This is a genomic window from Glycomyces sp. NRRL B-16210 (assembly GCF_000719515.1).
Lineage (GTDB): Bacteria > Actinomycetota > Actinomycetes > Mycobacteriales > Micromonosporaceae > Glycomyces.
The window spans coordinates 117571-138416 of the sequence record NZ_JOGR01000007.1; the positions used below are offsets into that span (position 1 = coordinate 117571).

General features: G+C 69.4%; 20 protein-coding genes. 13 read left to right on the forward strand and 7 right to left on the reverse strand.

The features are described 5' to 3' along the window. Positions 1 to 47 precede the first annotated feature (47 nt). Complete coding sequence (locus IF12_RS0111105; RefSeq protein ID WP_030158029.1) at positions 48 to 830, reverse strand: maleylpyruvate isomerase family mycothiol-dependent enzyme; 783 nt, start codon at positions 828 to 830, stop codon at positions 48 to 50. A 158-nt stretch (positions 831 to 988) separates the two neighbouring features. Here IF12_RS0111105 and IF12_RS0111110 point away from each other — a divergent pair, with 158 nt between their 5' ends. Next, positions 989 to 1555 carry a thiamine phosphate synthase gene (locus tag IF12_RS0111110; protein ID WP_030158032.1) on the forward strand — a complete coding sequence of 189 codons (567 nt, stop codon included), beginning with the start codon at positions 989 to 991 and terminating at the stop codon, positions 1553 to 1555. Positions 1556 to 1561: 6 nt separating this feature from the next. Here the strand turns inward: IF12_RS0111110 and IF12_RS0111115 are convergent, their stop codons facing one another. Then, entirely contained in the window at positions 1562 to 2908 is a 1347-nt protein-coding gene (locus IF12_RS0111115; protein WP_030158033.1) for a GH1 family beta-glucosidase, read from the reverse strand. A 356-nt stretch (positions 2909 to 3264) separates the two neighbouring features. Here IF12_RS0111115 and IF12_RS0111120 point away from each other — a divergent pair, with 356 nt between their 5' ends. The 3 genes from IF12_RS0111120 (at position 3265) to IF12_RS0111130 (ending at position 6618) form a co-directional block, all read left to right on the forward strand. Further along, on the forward strand, positions 3265 to 4596 hold the full coding sequence (locus IF12_RS0111120; protein ID WP_030158034.1) for an ABC transporter substrate-binding protein: 1332 nt from the start codon (positions 3265 to 3267) through the stop codon (positions 4594 to 4596). An 85-nt stretch (positions 4597 to 4681) separates the two neighbouring features. Continuing rightward, a complete protein-coding gene (locus tag IF12_RS0111125) occupies positions 4682 to 5656 on the forward strand; it encodes a carbohydrate ABC transporter permease (RefSeq protein ID WP_030158035.1) in 975 nt (324 codons plus the stop codon). After that, the gene (locus IF12_RS0111130; protein WP_035748829.1) at positions 5653 to 6618 is read left to right on the forward strand and encodes a carbohydrate ABC transporter permease; all 966 of its coding nucleotides are present in this window, start codon (positions 5653 to 5655) and stop codon (positions 6616 to 6618) included. Before IF12_RS0111125 ends, IF12_RS0111130 begins: the two co-directional genes overlap by 4 nt. Before the next feature lie 55 nt (positions 6619 to 6673). Here the strand turns inward: IF12_RS0111130 and IF12_RS0111135 are convergent, their stop codons facing one another. Beyond that, a complete protein-coding gene (locus tag IF12_RS0111135) occupies positions 6674 to 7774 on the reverse strand; it encodes a phosphatidylserine/phosphatidylglycerophosphate/cardiolipin synthase family protein (RefSeq protein ID WP_166659618.1) in 1101 nt (366 codons plus the stop codon). 270 nt (positions 7775 to 8044) lie between these two features. Between IF12_RS0111135 and IF12_RS0111140 the strand changes: the two genes are divergently transcribed. The 7 genes from IF12_RS0111140 to dapB all read left to right on the forward strand — a co-directional run bounded on the left by IF12_RS0111140 (position 8045) and on the right by dapB (position 15757). Continuing rightward, positions 8045 to 8284: a hypothetical protein gene (locus IF12_RS0111140; RefSeq protein ID WP_030158038.1), complete on the forward strand. Its 240-nt coding sequence runs from the start codon at positions 8045 to 8047 to the stop codon at positions 8282 to 8284. Between the two features lie 72 nt (positions 8285 to 8356). Then, positions 8357 to 9286 (forward strand): bifunctional riboflavin kinase/FAD synthetase, encoded by a 930-nt coding sequence (locus tag IF12_RS0111145; RefSeq protein ID WP_030158039.1) that lies wholly within the window; start codon positions 8357 to 8359, stop codon positions 9284 to 9286. 85 nt (positions 9287 to 9371) lie between these two features. Continuing rightward, positions 9372 to 9647: a 30S ribosomal protein S15 gene (rpsO, locus tag IF12_RS0111150; protein ID WP_030158040.1), complete on the forward strand. Its 276-nt coding sequence runs from the start codon at positions 9372 to 9374 to the stop codon at positions 9645 to 9647. Between the two features lie 156 nt (positions 9648 to 9803). Next, positions 9804 to 10958 (forward strand): RNA-guided endonuclease TnpB family protein, encoded by a 1155-nt coding sequence (locus IF12_RS0111155; RefSeq protein ID WP_030158041.1) that lies wholly within the window; start codon positions 9804 to 9806, stop codon positions 10956 to 10958. A gap of 348 nt (positions 10959 to 11306) precedes the next feature. Next, positions 11307 to 13727: a polyribonucleotide nucleotidyltransferase gene (locus tag IF12_RS0111160; RefSeq protein WP_030158043.1), complete on the forward strand. Its 2421-nt coding sequence runs from the start codon at positions 11307 to 11309 to the stop codon at positions 13725 to 13727. After that, positions 13728 to 15026, forward strand: coding sequence for a pitrilysin family protein (locus tag IF12_RS0111165; protein WP_030158045.1), 1299 nt, complete (start codon positions 13728 to 13730; stop codon positions 15024 to 15026). Further along, a complete protein-coding gene (gene dapB / locus IF12_RS0111170) occupies positions 15023 to 15757 on the forward strand; it encodes a 4-hydroxy-tetrahydrodipicolinate reductase (RefSeq protein ID WP_030158047.1) in 735 nt (244 codons plus the stop codon). The genes IF12_RS0111165 and dapB overlap by 4 nt, the downstream gene beginning before the upstream one ends. Before the next feature lie 150 nt (positions 15758 to 15907). Here the strand turns inward: dapB and IF12_RS0111175 are convergent, their stop codons facing one another. Both IF12_RS0111175 and IF12_RS0111180 read right to left on the reverse strand, forming a co-directional pair. Then, on the reverse strand, positions 15908 to 16726 hold the full coding sequence (locus tag IF12_RS0111175; protein WP_030158049.1) for a hypothetical protein: 819 nt from the start codon (positions 16724 to 16726) through the stop codon (positions 15908 to 15910). Positions 16727 to 16817: 91 nt separating this feature from the next. Next, a complete protein-coding gene (locus IF12_RS0111180) occupies positions 16818 to 17588 on the reverse strand; it encodes a hypothetical protein (protein WP_133884375.1) in 771 nt (256 codons plus the stop codon). 312 nt (positions 17589 to 17900) lie between these two features. Here IF12_RS0111180 and IF12_RS0111185 point away from each other — a divergent pair, with 312 nt between their 5' ends. Then, entirely contained in the window at positions 17901 to 18410 is a 510-nt protein-coding gene (locus IF12_RS0111185) for a DUF2752 domain-containing protein (protein WP_081913495.1), read from the forward strand. Positions 18411 to 18467: 57 nt separating this feature from the next. Here IF12_RS0111185 and IF12_RS0111190 read toward each other — a convergent pair whose 3' ends face one another. After that, positions 18468 to 19289 carry a DUF4097 family beta strand repeat-containing protein gene (locus IF12_RS0111190; RefSeq protein WP_030158055.1) on the reverse strand — a complete coding sequence of 274 codons (822 nt, stop codon included), beginning with the start codon at positions 19287 to 19289 and terminating at the stop codon, positions 18468 to 18470. An 11-nt stretch (positions 19290 to 19300) separates the two neighbouring features. Next, on the reverse strand, positions 19301 to 19792 hold the full coding sequence (locus tag IF12_RS0111195) for a hypothetical protein (protein WP_030158057.1): 492 nt from the start codon (positions 19790 to 19792) through the stop codon (positions 19301 to 19303). Between the two features lie 214 nt (positions 19793 to 20006). Between IF12_RS0111195 and thyX the strand changes: the two genes are divergently transcribed. After that, positions 20007 to 20759: an FAD-dependent thymidylate synthase gene (thyX, locus tag IF12_RS0111200; protein ID WP_030158059.1), complete on the forward strand. Its 753-nt coding sequence runs from the start codon at positions 20007 to 20009 to the stop codon at positions 20757 to 20759. Positions 20760 to 20846: the final 87 nt, after the last annotated feature.

A 20846-nucleotide genomic window follows, 5' to 3' on the forward strand; every position in this document is an offset into this window, starting at 1 on the left:
GGTGATCAGTCGATCACCTGCGGTTTCGCACTGTTGCGCTCCAGTGTTCAGACGTCGACGGGATCGACCCATCGGACCGCGGAGTAATTGCGCCACAAGTGGAGCAGTGCCGGGTCCCCGCGGACCGAGAGGTCGTCGAACGGCAGCCGGTTCCACAGCGCCAGGTACAGCAGCTCCACCGGGCCCTCGATGACGCAGTGCGGGGACTCGACCTCGCTGAACGTCACGAGCGGGCCCGTGTCGGTGGGGTGGATGTACCAGTCGCCGCGTCCGGGCGGCAGATCGGTGGCATGGATGTGGAGCACCGACGGGCGCAGCGCCCGCACCCGGCTCGAAGGCCGGCCGTGGAAGCCCAGCAGCAGTTCGTCGATGCCGTCGGCCGCGAATTCGGGGCCGACCGGTGATATCTCGTCGCCGCGCGCCTGTTCGGCGTCGACTCGGTGGATGGTGGTCTCGTGGGCCTGTCTGCGGACCCAGAAGCGCCGTGAGGACTCGGAGGGGAACACCTGCCAGCACTGGAGCCCGCTGGGGGCGGCCTCCAGTGTGGCCACGAGCTGGAGGAGTCCCTCGCGGACCCAGTCGACCAGCAGGTCGTCGTGGGGCAGTGGCCCCACGGCGCGCTGGAGGTCGCGCCGCCGCGGATCGTGGGGCAGTGCCTCGCCCACGATCGTCGCCGCCCAGCGGTGGACGGTCCCGATATGGGTCAGCAGATCCTTCACGACCCAGCCCGGGCAAGTGGGCACGATGGCGTTGAGTGCGAGTTCCCCACCAGCGACAGCGATCCGCTCCCCTTCGGTCCGCAGCACGTTGATTTGATCGCCGATGTTCATCCTCTGAAGTTTCGCACCTGTGTCGTGAATTACGCAAGTTCGAGACGTGGACCGATACAGAAGCGTTAAACCGGTGTAGCACTGGCGAGTCGGGCACGAATCGAATCCTGGAACTCTGGCCCCACCAGGGGTGCGATACGCGGCGATAGGGTCGGAACGTGCAGCACCGGCTCCTCGTCCTCTCCGACGTCCTCGGCATCGCCCGCCCGCTCCCCGAACAGGTCGCCCTGGCCCTGCGCGGCGGCCCGTTCGCCCTCGTGCTGCGCGACAAGCACCTGCCGTGGACCCTACGCGAGGCCCTCGCCGCACGACTGCGGCCCGTCCTCGAAGCCGCCGGAGGCGCCCTCATCGTCGCCGATCCGCCCGTCCCGGCGCCCGCCGCGCACCTCTCGGCCCGCTTCCCCGCGCCCGAGCCGCGCCCGGCGCTGCTGGGGCGCTCCGTCCACGCCGGTGAGAAGGTCGACCCCGGCCTCGACTACTGCACCTACTCCCCGGTCTGGGCCACCGCCTCCAAGCCCGGCTACGGCCCCGCCACGGGCCTGGACGGGCTCGCCGAGCGCTGCGCCGCCAACGCGGTGCCCGTGTACGCCCTCGGCGGCGTCACCGGCCCCGAGCGGGCCCGCGCCGCCCGGGAGGCCGGCGCCGCCGGCGTCGCGGTCATGGGCGCGGTGATGAAGGCGAACGACCCGGAGCGCGCGGTGCGCGCACTCCGGGCCGTCCTCTGAGATCCGCTACCGGTCCAGGCCGTGCGCGGCGATCACGCCGGCGTAGAACTTCGCACTCGACTTCGGGGTCCGCTTCTGCGTCGTGTAGTCGACGTGGACGATCCCGAAGCGCTTGTCGTAGCCGAAGGCCCACTCGAAGTTGTCCATGAGCGACCACGCGGTGTACCCGCGCACGTCCGCGCCCGCCTCGATCGCGTCGTGGACCGCGGCGATGTGCGCCCGCAGGTAGGCCACGCGCTCGACGTCGTCCACCTCGCCGTCCTCGCCCGGACCGGTCGGGTAGGCCGCGCCGTTCTCGGTGACCATCGTCGGGACGCCGTAGTCCTTGTGGAGGCGCACCAGCAGGTCCGTCAGGCCCGAGGCCTCGATCGGCCAGCCCATGTCGGTGAACTCCAGACCCTCGGGGGTCCAGTTCTCGATTCCGGCCGAACCGGGCTGCACGTCCGACTCCGGCGCGTCCGGGTTCGACCGCACCCAGGTCGGGTTGTAGTAGTTGACGCCCAGCAGGTCGATCGGCTGGTTGATCTGCTCCAGGTCGCCCTCGCGCACGAACGACCAGTCGGTGTGGTGCGCCGTCCGCTCCAGCATCTCGGCCGGATACTCCCCGCGCAGCAGCGGGTCGAAGAAGACCCGGTTGGCGAGCCCGTCGACGATCCGCATCGCCTCCTCCTCGCCGCGGACCTGCGTCGGGTTGAGCGCGATCGAGACCTGCCCGGCCCCGGCCGCCCGCAGCGCCTGCACCGCGAGTCCGTGCGCGAGGTTCAGGTGGTGGGCCGCGGCCAGGGCCGCCGCCGGCTCGGTGCGCCCGGGGGCGTGGTGGCCGTTGCCGTAGCCGAGGAACGCCGCGCACCACGGCTCGTTGAGCGTCCACCAGGTGTGGACGCGGTCGGCCAGGCGGCCCGCGACGACGGCCGCGTAGTCGCCGAAGCGCTCGGCCGTCTCGCGCTCGGGCCAGCCGCCGCGGTCCTCGAAGGACTGCGGCAGGTCCCAGTGGTACAGCGTCGGCATCGGCTTGATGCCCGCCGCCACGAGCTTGTCGACCAGCCGGTCGTAGAAGTCCAGGCCCGCCAGGTTCACCGGGCCGGTGCCGTCGGGCTGGATCCGCGGCCACGCGATCGAGAACCGGTAGGTGTCCAGGCCCAGCGACCGCATGAGCGCGATGTCCTCGTCCACCCGGTGGTAGTGGTCGCACGCCACCCGCCCGGTCTGGCCGCGCCAGGTCTTGCCCGGCGTGTCGGCGAAGGTGTCCCAGATGGAGGGCCCGCGCCCGTCCTCGGCCACCGCGCCCTCGACTTGGTAGGAGGCCGTGGCGGTTCCCCACAAGAAGCCCTCGGGGAAGGTGAGCTGCGTCATCGGATGGCACCTTTCTCGGCTGTGCACTTGCTAGGGGCTCTTCAAGCATCCCCTAGGGCCCGCACCGGTGGCACGGGTGAGGGACGAGTTGCCGGGGCCCCGGAATGATACGTCATTGGTATCGCTCCCACAATTTGGGTCGGCGCGAATATCGATCCAATCCCAACCGGTAACGATTCAGCAATGCAGACTTGACATCCAGTGTTACTCAGAGCACGATTGCCAGCGTCGCCCAACGGCGGGTGAGGCAGTCCCGACCAGGGCAAGGACCCGTGAGAGCGGTTCCCGAACGGCAGGGACAGGGAGGCAGTCGGACTCGCCGGGCGCACAACACCTGCGAAGAGAGGGAAACCCCGATGAGCAAGACCAGACGAATTTCCTGCCTTGCGGCTGCCGCCAGTGCCATCGCGCTCGCCGCGGCGGCATGCGGCGCACCGGATGACGACGACAGCTCCCGCGGCGAAGTCCCCGAAGAGGCCAAGGACTGCGCCAACTACGAGGAGTTCGGCTCCTTCGACGGCGAGACCGTCACCATCCTCGGCTCCATCCGCGACCAGGAGGCCGACGAGATGATGGCCGCCTGGCAGTTCTTCGAGGACTGCACCGGCGTCGACATCGCCTACGAGGGCACCGGCGAATTCGAATCCGACATGAAGGTCCGCGTCGACGGCGGCAACGCCCCCGACATCGCGCTGTTCCCGCAGCCCGGCCTCATGTCCTCCTTCACCGACGACCTCGTCCCCGCCTCCGACGCCGTCACCGCGCTGGCGACCGAGGGCTGGACCGAGGACTGGCTCAACTACGGGACGATCGACGGCACCCTCTACGCGGCGCCCAACTCGTCCAACGCGAAGTCCTTCATCTGGTACTCGCCCGCGTACTTCGCCGACAACGGCTACGAGGTCCCGACCACCTGGGACGACCTGATCGCACTGTCCGACACCATCGTCGAGGCCGGCGGCACCCCCTGGTGCGCCGGCATCGAGTCCGGCGGCGCCACCGGCTGGCCCGGCACCGACTGGATCGAGGACATCGTCCTGCGCGAGAGCACCGACGTGTACGACCAGTGGGTCGACCACACCATTCCGTTCAACGACCCGCAGATCGTGGCCGCCTTCGACAAGGCCGGCACCGTCCTGCTCAACGAGGACTACATCCTCAACGGCACCGACACCGTCAGCTCGACGGCGTTCCAGGAGGCCGGCTGGCCGATCGTCGAGGGCGAGTGCGCCTTCTACCGGATGGCGTCCTTCTACGGCGCCATGTGGCCCAGCGGCACCAACGTCGCCGAGGACGGCGACGTGTTCGCCTTCCAGTTCCCCGAGAACAACGAGGGCGACAACACCATGCTGGTCGGCGGCGAGTTCGTGGCCGCGTTCAGCGACGCCGAAGCGGTCGAGGCCACCCGCCAGTACCTCGCCAGCGCCGCCTACCACAACGCCCGGCTCCAGACCGGACCGTGGAGCACCGCCCACCAGGGCGTGGACCCGTCCAACGCCACCACGCCGATCAACGTGCTCGCCACCGAGATCCTGACCGACCCGACCGTGACCGTCCGCTTCGACGGCTCGGACCTCATGCCCGGTGAGGTCGGCGCCTCCTCGTTCTGGACCGGCATCGTCGAATGGCAGAGCGGCGACAAGTCCTCGGAGCAGGTCGCCAACGAAATCGAAGCGTCCTGGCCGTAGGCCCGGCCCGAGCCTTAGACAATGAGCCGGACGGGGCCGCCCAGGCCCCGCCCGGCTCACTGCCCGGACTACTGGAGTCACATACGTGGAAATCTCCGCTCTCATCGACCGGTTCGGCCTGCTCGCCATCGGCCTGGTCGCGTTCTTCGCGATCCTCTTGGGCCTGTACGGCCTCGCCGAGCTCGCCTCCCGCCGCGACCGCTCCCGCGCGGTCGCTTTCGTGTTCCTGGCCCCCGCCGTCCTGTTCCTGCTGGTCGGCCTCGTCTACCCGGCCCTGCGCACGATCGCGATGTCGTTCTTCAACAAGGACGGCTCCGAATTCGTCGGCCTCGACAACTACGTGTGGGCCGTCAGCGACCCCGACGCGTTGCAGATCCTGATCAACACCGCGCTGTGGATCGTGGTCGTCCCGGCCCTGTCCACCGCGCTTGGCCTCGTCTACGCCGTCCTCATCGACGGGCGCCGCGGCGAGCGCGTCTACAAGGCCCTGGTGTTCCTGCCGATGGGCATCTCCTTCGTCGGCGCTTCGATCATCTGGAAGTTCATCTACCAGTACAAGGGCTCGGGCGAGCAGATCGGCCTGCTCAACCAGGTCATGGTCTGGCTCGGATTGCAGCCGGTCAACTGGCTCACCCAGTTCCCGGGGAACAACTTCCTGCTCATGGTCGTCCTCATCTGGATCGAGGTCGGCTTCGCGACGGTCGTCCTGTCGGCCGCGCTCAAGGGCGTGCCGCTGGAGATCGTCGAGGCCGCCCGCATCGACGGGGCCAAGCCCTCCCAGATCTTCTGGAACGTCACCGTCCCGTCGATCCGCTCGGCCGTGGTCGTCGTCGCCGTCACCGTCTTCATCGCCACGCTCAAGCTGTTCGACATCGTGCGCGCGATGACCGGCGGCCATTACAGCACCGACGTCCTCGCCCACAACATGGTCGAGCAGGCCTTCCGCCTCTACAACGACGGACGCGGCGCCACCATGGCCGTCGTGCTGTTCCTGCTCGTCGTCCCCGTCGTCATCTACCAGGTGCGCAACATGCGCCGCCAGGAACTGGAGGCCCGATGAGCACCGTCGTGGACCCCGACGCCAAGGCCCCCGAGAAGCCCGTGCGGATCGGCGAGAGCCGCGGCGAGCGCCTGCGACGGGTGCTCTCCAGCCGGATCGCGAGCATCGCCGCGATCGTGATCGCCGCGCTGTGGACGATCCCGACCTTCGGCCTGTTCATCTCCTCGATCCGGCCCGAGAACGACATCCGCACCTCCGGCTGGTGGAACTTCTTCACCGATCCCGGGTCGTTCACGCTCGACACGTACAACTACGTCCTGTACTCGGACTCGCAGGGCGGCGGGCTCATCGTCAACCTCGTCAACACGATCGTCATCACGATCGTGGGCGTGGTCGTGCCGGTGGCCTTCGCGGCGATGGCCGCGTACGCGCTCTCCTGGATCGACTTCAAGGGCCGGAACCTGCTGTACATCGGCATCTTCGCGCTCCAGGTCGTCCCGCTCCAGATGGCGCTCATCCCGCTGCTGTCCTTCTTCAGCAACGGGCTCCAGATCGGGAGCTTCACGATCATGCCGGCCTGGGAGCTCAACGGCGTGAACACGATCGTGCAAGTGTGGGTCGCCCACTCGATCTTCGGGCTGCCGCTGGCGATCTTCCTGCTGCACAACTTCATGCGCGAGCTCCCCGGGGACGTCATGGAGGCGGCCCGGATCGACGGCGCCAGCCACTCGCAGATCTTCCGCAAGGTGGTCCTGCCGCTGGTGACCCCCGCTCTGGCCTCCATCGGCATCTTCCAGTTCCTGTGGGTGTGGAACGACTTCCTGGTCGGGCGCACCTTCGCTCCCGGCGCGGCCACGCGGCCGCTGACGGCCGTCCTCGGCGACATGGCCGGCACGTGGGGCTTCGGATGGACGCGGCTGCCGGCCGCGGCGTTCGTGGCGATCCTCGTGCCGCTCATCGTGTTCCTGCTGCTCCAGCGCTACTTCGTGCGCGGGCTGCTGGCGGGCTCGGTCAAGGGCTGACCTGCACCACGTGAAAGGGGAGGGGCGCCGCCCCTCCCCTTCCGCTTTCCCGCCCTCAGCGCCCGCCGTTCCAGAGCCGCTGGAAGTACGCCGCGTACAGGTCCGCGACGCCCTGGTCGGCGACGCGGAGCATGTTGTCGTCCACGTGCTTCATCGCGTTCCCGCTGAGGTTGTGCGTGCCGGTCCACACCACCGCGCGGTGGGTGCCGTCGAACTGCGCCTCGGCGACGATGAACTTGTTGCGGTTGGTCTTGTGGACGCGCACGTTCGCGCTTCCCAGCGCGTCCTCGATCCATTTGGGGCTGCTGGTGGCCGCGTCGAGCACGACCACCCGCACCTGGCATCCGAGCCCTTGGATCCGGTCGAGCTGGGTTCGCACCGCGGGCCGGTTGGACTGGAAGTTCGCGTGGCCCACCAGGACCCGGTCGCCCTTCTTGCACCCGGTGATCTCCTTGAGCTGCTCGGCCACGGGGTCGCTGCCGCGCGGGAAGACCCAGGCGCGGGCCTTGTCGCCGGTGGCGGCCTTCGACTTCTCGGTCCAGCCGTCCCACTTGCCGCTTTCGAGCCGGTTCCAGAATCCGGTGTAGAACTCGTACAGGCGCTTGTCGCCGTGGACGCCGAGCAGGTTGTGCGACTGCTTCGCGTGCGAGCCGGTGAAGCTGAAGCTCGTCACCAGCACCGTCGGGGTCCCGCCCTTGCTGATGAGGAAGAACCGGTTGTGGTCGGGGCCCTTGCGGGTGCCGCCGGCGTTCGGCAGGCACCCGCCCTTGCACTGGCTCACCTTCACGCCGGCGGCCTTGAGCTGCTTGATCACCGCGTCGTTCATCGACGGCAGATCGCTGCGGCTGCCGACGACCGCGCGCACGTCCACGCCCCGCTTCTTGGCGTTCACCAGCGACTTCGCCAGCGGCGCCACCGGCGGGTCGTTCTTCCACTGGTAGACCGCCGCCCGCACCGTGTCGCCCTTCCCCGTCGCGTCGACCTGGCGGACGATCTCGTCGACGATCGAGGTGTCCTTGCCGCCCTTCGGATCGGTGCGGCAGACGGTGTAGTCGCCGGTGCGGGTGCAGCCGGTCGCGGCGGCGGAGGCCGGAGCCGGAACGGCCACCGCCACCAGGACCGCGCCCGCCGCGGCCATCGCAAGGAGCCCTCTCATACGACACTCCGATCGTCTCGGGGCCCGGAGGCCCGCTTCCGAGGACATGAAGATCGCACGTCTTCGGTGACACGGCGGGTGTTCGGTCGGGTAAGGGACGTTTCGCATGGTGGCGGCAGCGCGAGGCGGTGACGGCCTTGTAATTTCCACAAGGGCGAAATCGCGCTGTTGTCAGGCGGATTCCGGGAAACGACGGTCGGATTGCCGACCTTCTCTCGACAATCAATGGGTAGATCCCCACCGGTCGGAACCCGTCACCAGGAGAAGCCCATGAGCCCAAGTGCGGCAGAAGAACTGCCAGAGGAGTTCCGCCTCAGCCTGACCGAGCAGGTCACGCAGGATCCCGAACGCGACGAACCGAGCGTCCTCGCCGAGGACCAGCCCCGGCTGGTCGAGCCGGCCGGCACGGGCTGGCTGCTGGTCGGCATCCTGCTCCTGGTCGCCGTCGGCGTGCTGATGCTGCTCATCTTCGCGTCGGGAGGGAACGCGAACGAGTCGATGATGCTCTGAGGGCGAGCGTCCGCTGCCACTGCGGGCCCGTCCGACTGGCCGCCGCGGCGCGGCAGTGAGAGGATTCGGACCGTGGAAACCTGGCGTGGAATAGACGCGACCCCCGAGGGCTGGCCCGCATCCGTCCTGGCGATCGGCGTGTTCGACGGCGTGCACCGCGGACACGCCGCCCTCGTCCGCACCGCGGCCAAGGCCGCCGCCGAGCGCGAGGCCCGCTGCGTCGTGGTCACCTTCGATCCGCACCCGACCGCCGTGGTCGCACCGCACGCGGTGCCCGCGCAGCTCACCAGTCTGGACCGGCGGATCGAACTGCTCGGCTCGCTCGGCGTCGACGGCGTGTGCGTCCTGCCGTTCACCGAGGAGCTCTCCAAGCTGAGCCCCGACTACTTCGTCCGCCACGTGCTCGTCGGCGGCCTGCACGCCAAGGCCGTGTGCGTGGGCGAGAACTTCCGGTTCGGCCACAAGGCCGCCGGGGACGTCGCCAAGCTCACCGAGCTCGGCGAGGAGTTCGGGTTCGAGGTCCTGGCGCAGACCCTCACCGCAGATGACGAGGCGTATTCCTCCACCAGGGTGCGCCGGCTCGTCGCCGAAGGCGACGTGGCCGCCGCGGCGGAGGTCCTCGGCCGCGACTTCGGCGTCGAGGGCACCGTGGTCCACGGCGCCGGGCGCGGGGGGACCAGTCTCGGCTTCCCGACCGCGAACCTGGAGATCCCCGCCGGGCGGGCGATCCCGGCCGACGGCGTGTACGCCGGATGGTTCCACGCGGACTCGCGCCGCCTCCCGGCGGCGATCAGCGTCGGCACCAACCCCACCTTCGAAGGCGACGAGCGCACGGTCGAGGCGTTCCTCCTCGACTTCTCGGGGGACCTCTACGGCCGGCGGGTCCGCCTCGACTTCACCGCGCGGCTGCGCGGCCAGATCGCCTTCGACGGGATCGAGCCGCTCATCGCGCAGATCGAGACCGACGTCGCAGACACCCGTCGGGCGTTGGAGCTGGACTAACGCCCCTGGTAGCCTCGTCAGGTCATCGCATTGACCGGTCTGCTCGACACCGCGGACCGGCCGTAGATCAGAAAGGTGTTCGAACATGGCGCTCGACGCTGAGAAGAAGACCGCGATCATCAAGGAGTACGCGACCAGTGAGGGCGACTCGGGTTCGACCGACGTCCAGGTCGCGGTCCTGACCGCGCGCATCAAGGAGCTGACCGCTCACGTCCAGGTGCACAAGCACGACCACCACTCGCGTCGTGGCCTGCTCCTCCTGGTCGGCAAGCGCCGCCGCCTCCTCAAGTACCTGAAGAAGGAAGACATCGCGCGCTACCGCGGGCTCATCGAGCGCCTCGGCATCCGCGACAACGCCTAAGGACTCCGCAAAAGGGGGCGCCCCGCCAGGGACGCCCCCTTTCGCGTACCCGCTTAGCGGCACTTTGACGCAGCCTGCGACGTCGAGGCAGGATTGTGAGAATGGTCATGATGATGAGGCCGCTTCGTGCAATGCGGTGTAGCCGTTACTACAAGTGTGCTGCTTCGATACCGATTCCGGATCTACCCGACTGATCCGCAGCGCGCGATGCTCGCGCGGACGTTCGGGTGCGTGCGCACGGTGTGGAATGACGCGGTCGAGGCGCGAAGAACCGCCTATCGGCAGGGTCTGCCGTATCCGTCCGCGGCGGTCTTGGACAAAGCGCTGATAACCGAAGCGAAGCGCACCACTGCGCGCTGCTGGCTTGCCGATGTCTCGAATGTGCCGCTGCAACAGTCACTGCGGGACTGCCATGCGGCCTACCGGTCCTTCTTCGATTCGCTCTCGGGCAAACGCTCAGGCGGACGGGTAGGTCCTCCGAGGTTCAAATGCCGGACCGGATCGCAGTCCGCCCGCTTTACCCGTAACGGTTTTACGTTGCGCCCGAACGGCCGGTTGTATGTGGCGAAGGTCGGCGATCTCAAGGTCGCCTGGTCCAGGGACCTGCCGTCGGACCCGTCGAGCGTCACGGTGATGAAGACTTCGACGGGCAAGTTCTACGCGAGTTTCGTTGTGACCGTCGATGACGGCGCCGAGGCGCTGGAAGCGTTGACCGACCCGGAGGCGGAAACCGGGATCGACTTGGGGCTGAAGGATTTTGCGGTCCTGCGGGGTGGGAGGGTAATCGAGAATCCGAGATTCTTCGCACGGATGGAACGGAGAATTCGGAAGGCGCAGCGGGCTCTGTCGCGGAAGGCGAAGGGTTCGATGAACCGTGTGAAGGCCCGTGTCGCGCTGGCGAAGGCGCATGAGAGGGTCAAGCACGCCCGGTCGGACTGGATCGACAAGCAGGTGAAGACGATCGTTGCCGAGAACCAAGGCATCTACGTCGAAGACCTCAATGTCAAGGCTCTGGTCCAAGGTCGCCATGCCAAATCAGTGCACGACGCGGCGTTCGGCATGTTCCTGACCCGGCTCAGCTCGAAGGCCATCAGGAGCGGTCGGACTTTCGTCAAGGTCGACCGATACTTCCCGTCCACGCAGTTGTGCTCGGTATGCGGGGCGCTGACTGGTCCGAAAGGCTTGGCAGGCCTGAAGGTCCGCAGATGGGCCTGCGGGTGCGGTGCGGTTCATGAACGGGATGTCAACGCCGAGATCAATATCAGGCGCGAGGGGAAGCGTCTGGTGGCCGAGGGACTCGCGGACACCTAAAACGCCTGCGGAGCCTGCGTCAGACCCGGCAATTCGGGCAGCGGACGTTGAACCAGGAACCCGCCCGTGAACGGCCCGCCGAAAACGGACCGCAAGTCGGGAATCACCTTTCCTTCGAGGAGGTGAGGAAGTCAAGTAGGGTTGGGTCCGAGCACCACGCTCGACCGCAGCGCCTCCGAGCGAGGCGCGGCGCCGCACGCCAGAGACCGCCCCGGTCCTCGGTAGTGGCATCCGGAACGCCCCGCGAGACGCGGGGCCTTTCTCCGAGTGCTTCGATCGAAGACCGGAACGCGTGTGGGCTGGCGGCGCCGAATCGCGTTCCGAACTACACAAGGAGATCGACACTCTATGTCCGATACCGAACGGACACCCGAGGCCTTCAACCTCGGGGAGCACCACGCCACCGCCGTGATCGACAACGGCGCCTTCGGCACCCGCAAGATCGTCTTCAGCACCGGCCGCCTGGCCAAGCTGGCCCAGGGCTCGGCGATCGTCCAGATGGACGACACCGTGGTCCTCTCGACCACCGCCGCCTCGAAGAACCCGAAGGACCACTTCGACTTCTTCCCGCTCACCGTCGACATCGAGGAGCGGATGTACGCCGCCGGGCGCATCCCCGGATCGTTCTTCCGCCGCGAGGGCCGCCCGAGCGAGAACGCCATCCTCACCTGCCGCCTGATCGACCGCGGCCTGCGCCCGTCCTTCGTGTCGGGCCTGCGCAACGAGGTCCAGGTCATCGGCACCATCCTCGCGGTCGACGCCCGCGACGAGTACGACGTGGTCGCCATGAACGGCGCCTCCATGTCCACGCAGCTCTCCGGGCTGCCGTTCTCGGGCCCGCTGGGCTCGACCCGCGTCGTCCTCATCGACGGCACCTGGGTCGCGTTCCCGACCCTGGAGCAGATCGAGAAGGCCACCTTCGACATGATCGTCACCGGCCGGGTCCTCGACTCGGGCGACGTCGCGATCATGATGGTCGAGGCCGAGGCCACCGACAACACGATCAACCTGATCGCCGCCGGCGGCACCAAGCCGACCGAGGAGATCGTCGCGAGCGGCCTCGAGGCCGTCAAGCCGGTCATCGCCGAGCTGGTCCGCGCCCAGGCCGAGCTGGCCGCCGTCGCGGCCAAGCCCGTCGCCGACTACCCGCGCTTCCTGGACTACCAGGACGACGCGTTCGCCGCCGTCGAGGCCGCGGTCACCGCGGAGCTCGACCAGGCGCTCCAGATCGCCGACAAGACCGCCCGCCAGGACGAGCTCGACCGCGTCAAGTCGGTCATGCTCGAGAAGCTCGGCGCGGACTTCGAGGGCCGCGAGGGCGAACTGAGCGCCTCGCTGCGCTCGCTCACCAAGAAGCTGGTCCGCAAGCGCGTCATCAACGAGGGCGTCCGCATCGACGGCCGCTCCCCGGCCTACATCCGGCCGCTGGCCGCCGAGGCCGGGATCCTGCCGCGCGTGCACGGCTCGGCCCTGTTCGAGCGCGGCGAGACCCAGATCATGGGCGTCACCACGCTGAACATGCTGCGCATGGAGCAGGCCATCGACACGCTGTCGCCGGTCAGCAAGAAGCGCTACATGCACAACTACAACTTCCCGCCGTACTCGACCGGTGAGACCGGCCGCGTGGGCTCGCCCAAGCGCCGCGAGATCGGCCACGGCGCGCTCGCCGAGCGCGCCCTGGTGCCGGTGCTGCCGAGCCGCGAGGAGTTCCCCTACGCGATCCGCCAGGTCTCCGAGGCGCTCGCGTCGAACGGCTCGACCTCGATGGGCTCGGTCTGCGCGTCCACGATGTCGCTGATGAACGCGGGCGTGCCGATCAAGGCGCCGGTCGCGGGCATCGCGATGGGCCTCATCAGCGAGGAGGTCGACGGCGAGACCAAGTACGTCACGCTGACCGACATCCTCGGCGCCGAGGACGCCTTCGGCGACATGGACTTCAAGGTCGCCGGCACCGCCGAGTTCGTCACGGCCCTCCAGCTGGACACGAAGCTCGACGGTCTGCCCTCGGACGTGCTGGCGCAGGCGCTCCAGCAGGCCAACGACGCCCGCCACGCGATCCTCGACGTCATGCTCGAGGCGATCAGCGAGCCGGGCGAGCTGGCCGCGACCGCCCCGCGGATCACGACCCTGAAGATCCCGGTGGACAAGATCGGCGCGATCATCGGCCCGAAGGGCCAGACGATCAACCAGATCCAGGACGACACGGGCGCGGACATCACCGTCGAGGACGACGGCACGATCTACGTGTCGGCCGAGAACGGCGACGCCGCGCAGGCCGCGGTCGAGACGATCAACGCGATCGCGAACCCGACCCTGCCGAACGTGGGCGACCGGTTCCTCGGCACCGTCGTCAAGACCACCGACTTCGGCGCGTTCATCTCGCTGACGCCGGGCCGCGACGGCCTCCTGCACATCTCGAAGGTCGGCGACGGCAAGCGCGTCGAGCGGGTCGAGGACGTGCTGGGCGTCGGCGACAAGATCGAGGTCGAGATCGGCGACATCGACAACCGCGGCAAGATCTACCTCGACAAGGTCTACCCGGAGGGCCAGGAGCCCGAGGGGTACAAGAAGGGCCGTCCGGCCGAGCGCAAGGAGTCCCGCGGGGACCGGGGCGACCGCGGTGACCGCGGCCCGCGCCGCGACCGCGAGCGCTCCGGTTCGGGCGAGCGCTCGGGCGACCGCGGTGGCGACCGTGGCGGTTCCGGCGACGGCGAGCGCCGTCGCCGCCGCACCCGCCGCTCCGACGACGGTGGAGGCTCGGAAGAGTAGATGAGTCGTTCCCAGACTCGCACACTGATTGACGATCCGCTGGGGGGCACGGTCCGCGTGACCGTGCTGCCCGGCGGTTTGCGTGTGCTCACCGAGACCGTCCCGACCATGCGCTCGGCCTCCGTCGGCGTGTGGGTCGGCGTGGGGGCCCGCGACGAGGCCCCCGAGTTCGCCGGCGTCTCGCACTTCCTGGAGCACCTGCTGTTCAAGGGCACCGCGAAGCGCACGGCCACCGAGATCGCCGAGGCCGTCGAGTCGGTCGGCGGGGACTCGAACGCCTACACCGCGCGGGAGCTGACCTGCTTCTACGCGCGGGTGCTCGACGACGACCTGCCGATAGCGGTGGACGTGCTCGGCGACGCCATGTGCTCCTCGCTGGTGACCCCCGCCGACGTGGAGGTCGAGCGCGACGTGATCTTGGAGGAGATCGCCGCCTCGGCGGACGAGCCCTCGGACGTCGTGCACGAGCTGTTCGCGAAGGCGCTGTTCGGCGCGGGCGCGCTCGGGCGTGACATCGCCGGCGACCCGGCGACGGTGCGGACGCTCACGCGCGAGCAGATCCACGACTTCTACCGGCAGCACTACCGGGCACCGAACCTGACGGTGTGCGCCGCGGGCGGGGTCGAGCACGGCGAGACCGTGAAGCTCGTCGCCGAGGCGTTCGCGCCGATCCTGGGCGGCGTCGACGTGCCGCGCGGGCGGCGCCACGACGAGGACGCGCTGCCGGTGCCGGTGCCGCTCCTGGTGGAGCGCCACGACACCGAGCAGGCGCACCTGGTGGTCGGCTGCCGCACGTTCTCGCGGCACGACGAGCGCAAGGACGCCTTCGAGGTGCTCAACAACGTCCTGGGCGGGGGCATGTCCTCGCGGCTGTTCCAGTCGGTGCGCGAGCAGCGCGGCCTGGCGTACACGGTGTACTCGTTCACCTCGTACTACGCCGACACCGGCATGTTCGGCGTCTACGCCGGGTCGAACCCCGACCGGGTGCACCAGGTGCGCTCGCTGGTGCTCGCCGAGTTGGCGCGGATCGCGAGCGAGGGCGTCTCCGAGGAGGAGCTGCGCCGGGGCAAGGGCATGAGCAAGGGCGGCATGGTCCTGTCGATGGAGGACTCCGGTTCGCGCATGAACGCGCTGGGCCGGGCCGAGCTGTTGTACGGGGAGCATTTGAGCCTGGAGCGGGAGCTGGCCGACATCGACGCGGTGACGGTGGACCAGATCCGGTCCGTGGCCGCCGAGATCCTGACGCAGCCGATGACGACCGTGGCCGTGGGGCCGTTCGACCAGAAGGACTTCGCATGATCAAAGTGGGTGTGCTCGGCGCGCGCGGCCGGATGGGCCAGGCGGTGTGCGAGGCGGTGGACGCGGCCGACGACCTGGAGCTGGCGGCGGCGGTCGACCGCGACGATGACCTGGAGGCCCTGACCGGGGCCGACGTGGTCGTGATCTTCACGCTGCCGGATGTGGTCATGGAGCACCTCGAGTGGTGTGTGGACCGCGGCCTGCACACGGTGGTCGGCACGTCGGGCTTTGACGAGAAGCGCTTGGAGGCCGCCCGCGGGATCATCGCGGCCGACCCCGAGCTCGGGTCGGTGATCGCCCCGAACTTCGGGATCGGCGCGGTCCTGATGATGCAGTTCGCCGCGAAGGCGGCGAAGCACTTCGACTCTGCCGAGGTCATCGAGTCGCACCACCCGCGGAAGGTCGACGCGCCTTCGGGCACGGCGGTGCACACGGCGCGGATCATCGCCGCGGCGCGCGCCGAGGCCGGTCTCGACGGGATGCCGGATGCGACCGAGACGGACCCGCAGGGTTCGCGCGGGGCCGACATCGACGGCGTGCACGTCCACGCGGTCCGCTCGGCCGGTTACGTCGCGAGCCAGGAGGTCCGCTTCGGCGGTCCCGGCGAGCGGTTCGCGATCAGCCACGACTCGCTCGACCGGGCCTCGTTCATGCCCGGCGTGCTGCTGGCAGTCCGCGAGGTCGTCAAGCGCCGAGGCCTGACCGTCGGCATCGACGACCTGCTGGACTGAACGCAACGCTCGTGACCACAACGCTCTGAACGACTGAGCTCTGAACGACACTGATTTGAGCTGCAATGCTTTGAACTGCACTGCGCCCGCCGACCTCTGGGTCGGCGGGCGCAGTCGCGTCCCGGCGCCGGTCGGAGCCTCGGCTGCGGTTCAGCCGGTGCCGGTCGGGCTTTCGGTGAGCGCGTCGTCCTCGGTCTCGGGGCTGGGGGCCGAGGAGGTCTCGGTGCCGCCCTGTCCGGTGCCGGTCTCGGCGGTGGGGGAGTCGCTGGGGGTCTCGGCGTCGCCGGTGGGGGAGGAGGTCTCGGTGGGGGCGGTGCTGCCGCCGGGGTCCTCGGTGGGGGCCTCGCTGGGCGTCTCGGTCCCCGTGGGGTCCTCGCCGGTGGTCTCGGTCGGCTCGACGGTCTCGGTCGAGGGCAGGATGATCGTGGTGGTGTCCCCCTCCTGGATGAATCTGCCGGGGTCGCCGGTGAAGGTGCCGATGAGGGCCAGCGTGCCGATGGTGAGCCCGAAGACGAGGACGCTGGAGACGAGGATGGCGAGCAGGGTCCGCTTGCGCGATCCGGTGTCGGTGACGTGCCCTTCGGGTTCGAGGTCGGGGACGTCCATCTCCACGGTCTCGTCCTGCGTGGAGTGGAGCTGGTCGGGCTCGGGGATCGGGGCGGTCGCGGTGACGCTGTCGGGGCGGATGACGACCGTGCCCTCGCCTTGCGCGGTGGGGGACAGGGCCGCGATCTGGGCCTTGATCGTGTCGCCGGTGCGGCGCATGGCCCGCAGGATGAGGACGGCGCCGATGGAGGAGCAGATGCTCAGGATGGCGGTGCCGGCGACGGTGCCCCAGAGGTGGAGGAGTTTCGCGAGGAGCGCGCCGATGGTGGTCGCGCCCGCGGCCGCGAGGACTTGACCGATGCTCAGTTCCAGGCCGGAGTCGTGGTGCTTGCGGCCCTTGCTCTTCGAGCGGTACTGCGTCAACGGCCCTCCTCACTGGCGTTATCGATCCGTTACGACGGTCGACTCACCAGGATACGGGCCGTGCAGGTGCCGCCTACGGTTTGTGTTCGAGTTAACGGCCGGTGCCGATCGAGTGCCGCCGCAGCGCCCGCCACTGCGCGAGCCACAGCAGCGCGAGGACCACGACGACCGCGGCGACGGCGGCGAGGGCGAACGCCCGGACGTCGTTGGCGACGGCGGTGGCGTTGAGTTCGTAGTCGTCGCCGGGGGTCATGACCCAGGTGACGGTGCGGCCGTCGAGTTCGCCGTTGTGGGCGGTGACCTTCGCGGGGAAGTTGACGCTGATGCGGATCTCGGCGTCGGCGAACGCCTCGGGGTCGAGGAAGCCGGCGGCGCGCAGGTCCCAGTAGCCTTCGAGGTCGTATTGGCGGCCGGTGTGGTCGATGCGCAGGTAGCCCCATTCGTCGCCGCCGAACTCGGCGAAGTCGGCGAGGGGCCGGTCGGTGAAGGTCGCGGTCTGGCCGACGAAGCCGTCCTCGCGGTAGGGGGTGCGCTGGGTGCCGGGGACGCCGTCGAGGAGGGCGTCGAGGAACGCGTCGAGTTCGCGCTTGTCGAGGTCGAGTTCGCCGGCGCGGTCCAGGAACTCCTCGCTCCAGGCGGCGGTGAAGGTGCCGCCGACGGTGTCGTCGGGGCGGATGTCGAGGCCGAGGTCCAGGCGCAGGCAGCCGGTGGCGGTGACCAGCAGTGCGAGGGCCGCGAGGCTGACGAGCACGCGGCGGACGGCGAGGCGGCGCGGGCGGGGAGCGGCGGGACGGGCCGTGGTGTGGCTAGCCGTCGCGCGACGAGCCGCCTTGTGGCGGCGGACCACCGAAAGACCGAACATGAACCGAGCCTAAGCTCCCGAAAGGCGCGGCCCGGCGTTTTCGAAGACTCCCCGAAACGGATTGTCGGACCCCCGACGCACCCTTGTATCGGGGCCCAAGGGACCGGTCCCGGTGGCTCTAGGCGTGCCCGAGAATCGGCCGCACACGGCCTCGCGGATGCCGGACCCTTGACTCCTCCTCGAATTGTCGGACCCTTCAGGCACCCTCGTATCGGGGGCCCTGCGGACCGGTTCCTGTCGCTCTTGCCGTGCCCGCAAACCGCCGCTGCCGCTTCGGCGCGGGGCCGTTAGGCTTGTGCGCGAGGAGGCCATGTGTGCGCAGTCCATGAGTCCGACCCCGCCCCGCGGCCGGTCGCCGACCCTCCCGAGCCCCGCCGCCGCGCCGCCGTTCGGCGCTGGATCGGCTACCAGCTCTCCCGGCCCTGGGTCGCGCCCGTCGCCATCCTCGTGTGCGTCGCGGGCGCCGTCGCCGGGATCGTCGCCACGAACCCCACCGACAACACCGGCCCGACCACGTGCCTGTTCAAGCTCGCCACCGGCTTCGACTGCCCCGGCTGCGGCGGCACGCGCGCGCTCTACTACCTCGCGACCCTCAACTTCCCCGAGGCCGCCCGCCACCACCTGCTGGCCGTCTTCGCTGCCCCGTTCCTCATCTGGATGTTCCTCGCCTGGGCCGTCCCGCGCGTCCTCCCGCGCCTCCTGTGGCGGCTCCCGACCTTCCACCTCACCCCGAGGGCGCTCACCGGCTTCCTCCTCGTCTGGGCCGCCTTCACCGTCGCCCGCAACCTCCCGTGGGTCCCGTTCACGTTCTTCTACGTCTAGGCGCGAAAAAGCCCGGCCGCTTCAGCGGCCGGGCTCTTCATGGGTGTTGAGAGAGGCTTAAGCGAAAGCGCTCGCGCGGTGCAGGTAGATGTCGCCCGAGACCGAGCGGGCCCGCACCTCCAGGCTCGTGCCGCCGTTCGCCGGCGCCGGCGAGGTGTCGCCCGCCGCCAGCTCGGAGGTGACCGTCCCGGCCTTCGCGTCCAGGTCCATCCACACGTCGGTGCCCGCGAGCACCCCGATGCTGATGCGCCCCGACACGGTGTTGGCCTTGACGCTGCCGGACTTGAGCGCGCTCAGGTCGATCCCGCCCGAGAGCGTGTTCACGTTCGCCGAGGAGTCGAGCCGCTCGGCGGTGATCGCCCCGGACACCGTCTTGGCCGAGAAGTCCCCGCCGACGTGATCGGCCCGGATCTCGCCCGAAGCGGTGTTGGCGCGGAACTCGTCGGTCGCGTCGATGACCTGGACCGAACCGGAGACGGTGTTGGCGCGCACGCTGGAGGCGCTCTCCACGGTCGCCGAGCCGGCCACGGTGTTGATCGAGACCGGGCCGAGCTTGCCGTGCAGGCTGATCGGCGCCGAGGTGGTCTTCACCGACACCTCCGAGCGCAGCGGGACCTTCACCGCCAGGTGCACCCCGATCTCCTTGCGGAAGAACCAGTTCGCGGGCTTCTCGGGGGCCACCACGCGCAGGTGCCCGTTCTCGAACTCGACGCGCGCCAGGTCGGCGGCGTCGGTGTCGCTCTCGGAGCGGCGCTGCGCGGGCTTGATCTCCACCAGCACCGTGTCCGCCTCGTGGGCGGTGACGGTGACCGAGCCGTCGGCCAGCGTGATCGCCGCCGTGATCGGCCCATCGTGGGTGAATTCGGTGTACTCGTTCATCGCTCGTGCTCCTAAGCCCTGGCGTAGCCGGTGATGCGCTGGCTGTACTTCGCGCCGCTCGCCGGACCCGAGGTGCGGGAGGCGTGCACGGCGTTGTTGATGGCGCGCACCAGCCAGGCGTTGACCGAGGCGCCGTCGGACGAGGCGACCCGCTCGACGTCCTCCTTCAACGACTCGGGCAGGCGCAGCGTGATGCGGGCGACATCGTCGTCCACCGGCGGCGCCGGAGGCGGCGCGGCCTCGGCGGCCTCGCCGCCGCTGACGCGCAGGTCGACCTCCTTGCCGCGCACGCGAAGGTCGACCGACGCCGAAGAGCCGGCCTGGTCGAGCCCGGCGGTGATCTCGGCGGCGGCTTCGGAGAGGGCCTCCATGAGCGCCAGGCGAGCCCCCGCGTCGAGTGCTTCCGACAGCAGTTCAGCAGTCCGCGCGGCGTCCTCGCCGCCGGGCGCGGCGGCGGCGGTGAGGCTCCGGCGGAGCGATTCGATATACGGCGTCAAGTCCATGACACCATGATGACATCATTTCTGACGTCTGTCAAGCGGCGTTCTGGAACCAAACCGCGCGCAACCGGACGACCACCCCGCCCCGCCACACCCGGAACACGCCGACCGCGCCCGGTGACCGGGCGCGTGCCGGACCACACTCCGCCCACGAGTACCCTCAGGGAGTCGAGAACCAGCACTAACAGGCACCGAACACGAACGAGGGGGAGCGGGGATGCCCGAAATCGTACCGATGGACGTCCGACTCATCGCCTGGACGCACTTCGAGTCCCCGGCCGACGTCCCCTGGGAGACCGACGCCGACGGCGGCCAAGGCCTCGCCGAATTCGCCGGACGCGCCTGCTACCAGTCCTGGACCAAGCCCAACCCCAAGACCGCCACCAACGCCGGCTACCTCGACCACATCCTCCAAGTCGGACACCTCTCCGTCCTCGAACACGGCTCCGTCAGCTTCTACCTCAGCGGCATCTCCCGCTCCCTCACCCACGAGCTGATCCGCCACCGCCACTTCTCCTACTCCCAGCTGTCTCAGCGCTACGTCCCCGAACGCGACGCGTCCATGGTCGAACCCGACGCCATCGCCGCCGACCCCGAACTCCACAAGCGCTTCCTCGCCGCGGCCGAAGCTGCCCAGAACGCCTACAACGACCTCCTCGAAGGCCTCGAGAAGCAGTTCGCCGACGTCGCCAACCCCACCCTGCGCCGAAAGCAGGCGCGCCAAGCGGCGCGATCGGTACTGCCCAACGCCACCGAGACCCGCATCGTCGTGACCGGCAACTACCGCGCCTGGCGCCACTTCATCGCCATGCGCGCCTCCGAGCACGCCGACGTCGAGATCCGGGCGCTGGCCATCGAATGCCTCAAGCAGCTCAAGGAGAAGGCCGCCAACGTCTTCGCAGACTTCCAGATCACGAAGCTCGACGACGGCACCGAGGTCGCCTCCAGCCCCTACGTCACCGAGGGCTGAGCCACAGGCACCGAACACCGCCGCCCCGCACCGGTCCGCGCCGCACACCGCGCGGACCGAAACACGGCGGCGCGGCGAAGAATCCTG